This window comes from Acetatifactor sp. (assembly GCF_982438285.1).
Genome location: NZ_CEWDFQ010000393.1, coordinates 1 through 2,624 on the forward strand (window position 1 = coordinate 1; position 2,624 = coordinate 2,624).

Annotated in this window: 2 protein-coding genes; both read left to right on the forward strand. The window is 50.1% G+C overall.

The features are described 5' to 3' along the window. Positions 1-190: 190 nt before the first annotated feature. The gene (locus tag AC1WIP_RS14380) at positions 191-910 is read left to right on the forward strand and encodes a GntR family transcriptional regulator (RefSeq protein WP_481142473.1); all 720 of its coding nucleotides are present in this window, start codon (positions 191-193) and stop codon (positions 908-910) included. A gap of 1,102 nt (positions 911-2,012) precedes the next feature. Then, the coding region (locus AC1WIP_RS14385; RefSeq protein ID WP_481142474.1) for a tyrosine-type recombinase/integrase at positions 2,013-2,624 on the forward strand (612 nt) is incomplete at its 3' end.

Consider the following 2,624-nt stretch of genomic DNA (forward strand, 5'->3'; position numbering starts at 1 on the left):
ACCTACGATTACTCCGGATGAGGTGGATGAATATGTAGGAATGTGGAAATAACTATAAATTGACTTTTATATGAAACTGTAAGTATAGTAAGTATTTTTAAATTTAACAAAGAATAAAATATTGCTATAAATTTACAATTATTCTAAATTTTGCAAAATTTTGTTGCATTTTCCAGCTGTTGGAGATAGTATGGAATCATTAAAAGTGCTGAGAGAGGAATGGAGCGCTGTGACAGGAGCGGTTTTGCTGGATATGCCGGAGCATCTGGACAAAAAGAACAAGCATGACTACGCATATCGGAAAATCAAGGAGTGGATCATCCAGGGAGAGCTTCCGGCAGATACCATTCTGGTGGAACGGCAGCTGTGTGAAATGCTGGGCCTGAGCCGTACTCCGGTGCGCAGCGCACTGCAGGAGCTGGCGAAAGACGGTTTTGTACTGACCGCGCCTGGCAGAGGCATGATGGTCTCCCGAGTCCAGATTGAGGATGTGATTGAGATCTTTGAGATCCGTCGTTCTTTGGATATTCTGGCCCTGGAACTTTTCATGAAAAGCGGGCGGGAGGATCTGGTCAAACAGATGCGACAGACTGTGGAGGATATGAAGAAAGCCATGGATCAGAACGACTGCCAGGCTTTCGTCCGGGCAGACCAGCTTTTTCATGACCTGTATTCCCACAATACCGGAAACCAGCGGCTGGAAAAGATCTGTATGGACTTGTCTGAGCAGGAGCATCGGATCTTGTCGCTGACGATCAACGACACAGGGCGCTGCAAAATGTCTTACCGGCATCACCTTGCTATTATGGCCAAAATTGAAGAGGGTGATGTGCGCAAGGCAACGGCGTTGCTGCGAAAGCATCTGACTGATTCCATGGAGTACCATGTACGAAAGATGTCCCGTATTTGAGCTGAACGGGATATGACGGCTACATAGAGACCCGGAGATCTCCTTGTTGCGCACAATCCCGGCAAAGAAGTAAACAGTGAAGAAAGCCTGCATTCCAGAAGGATGCAGGCTTTCTTTTTGGCTTGGGGTCAGTATCGTATTGTTGGATTCCGTGGTTACCCCGCTGTCTTTATCGCTGAAAAATATTATGTGCAAACCGGGGAGAACATTCTTTCCGGGATGGAGAAGGGCAGAGGAGCAGTGCAAACAGATCCGCTATTGTGCCTTATCTGCAAGCGTGAGAGCCTGCAGAAAAATATCCGCCGGGCAAATCAAATATGCCACTGCGCAGGTCAGGTTCCCGCCTTCGGACGATGTCTGAAAAATAGAAGAAGCCTGCTGGAAAACAGTGAGTCCTCGAAGTGGAAAGCCACAGGGTGCTGAGCCACGTTTTTGTAGGTTGCACAGGGGAAATTGGGCCGATATACTATGTAATGACAGCCAGATGACGGCAGCGGAAGATTGGAAGATCCATGCCTTTACCTTGCCTCCTGAGATCTGCGCAGGGCCGACGATTTCCTGATAGCCGGCTTGGAGGATTGGGGCGCTTTTCCGGGTATGAGGCAGAAAATCGAGGGCGCGGAATATTCGTTGGATTGTCTGCCTTTTGGAATTTCGATCTGAGCTGATTTTACAGAAAGCGGTATTTGCAGCCGGCAAGAAAAGTGCAGGAGAGAAGCCGGTTGATTTGGGGAAATTTTGATAGCATATGATGGAGAAGGCTGTGAATAAAGCGGTACATATAATGCTGGATAGACTTTGCGCTGGATGTGTGGGCAAGCTGTCGGCTGCAGAAAGACGGATGGAAAACGGCCTGCGGCATCTTGACGGAGCGGCCTGAGGGAGATGATGCAATGAGAACGGAGAGGCCGGAAAAGGCGTTTCCCTCACTGGACCGGTTCCGTCGGTCGTATAGATCCCTGCGCAACAGGGCATCCTGATTTTTGCAAAATGCTTTGGTCCTGCTAGTGCCCACAATGGCTTTTGCCATTGTGGGCACTGTTATTCTTCGGCCTTGCGCTGCGCATGATCAATCAGATCTGTTCCAACAGGAGGAATTGTTATGACACCTATGATGCATCATCTGTTGTCCGAGGAAAACCTGGCGCTGTATGAACAGCATCTGCTGCTGGAGGAAAAAAGCCCCGCCACCATGGAAAAGTACCTCCATGACGTCCGCGTGTTTGCCGGTTGGCTGAACGGGGAAGAAATCACGAAGGAACGGACTGCAGAGTGGAAGGCCCACCTGCTGGGGGAAGGGTATGCTCCCACCACTATCAATGCCGCGCTTTCCGCAGTCAACGGCCTTTTGGAATTCTTTGGATGGAACGAGTGCCGTGTGAAATTTTTAAAGATCCAGCGGCGTTTGTTTCGGGACCCTGAGCGGGAGCTGACGGGGCCTGAGTACCAGAAACTGGTTGCCGCAGCCCGCTCTTTGGGTCGAGATCGCCTGGCCCTTCTGGCAGAGACCATCTGTGCCACTGGGATCCGGGTCAGCGAGGTCCGGTATATTACGGTGGAAACTGTAAGGAAAGGCAAGGTGGAGATCGCACTGAAGGGAAAGATCCGGGAGATTCTGCTGCCGGAGAAACTCTGCCGCAAATTGAAAGAATATGCAGAGAAACAAAAGACCGCTTCCGGTGCGATCTTTCGCACCAAAAGCGGAAAGGAACTG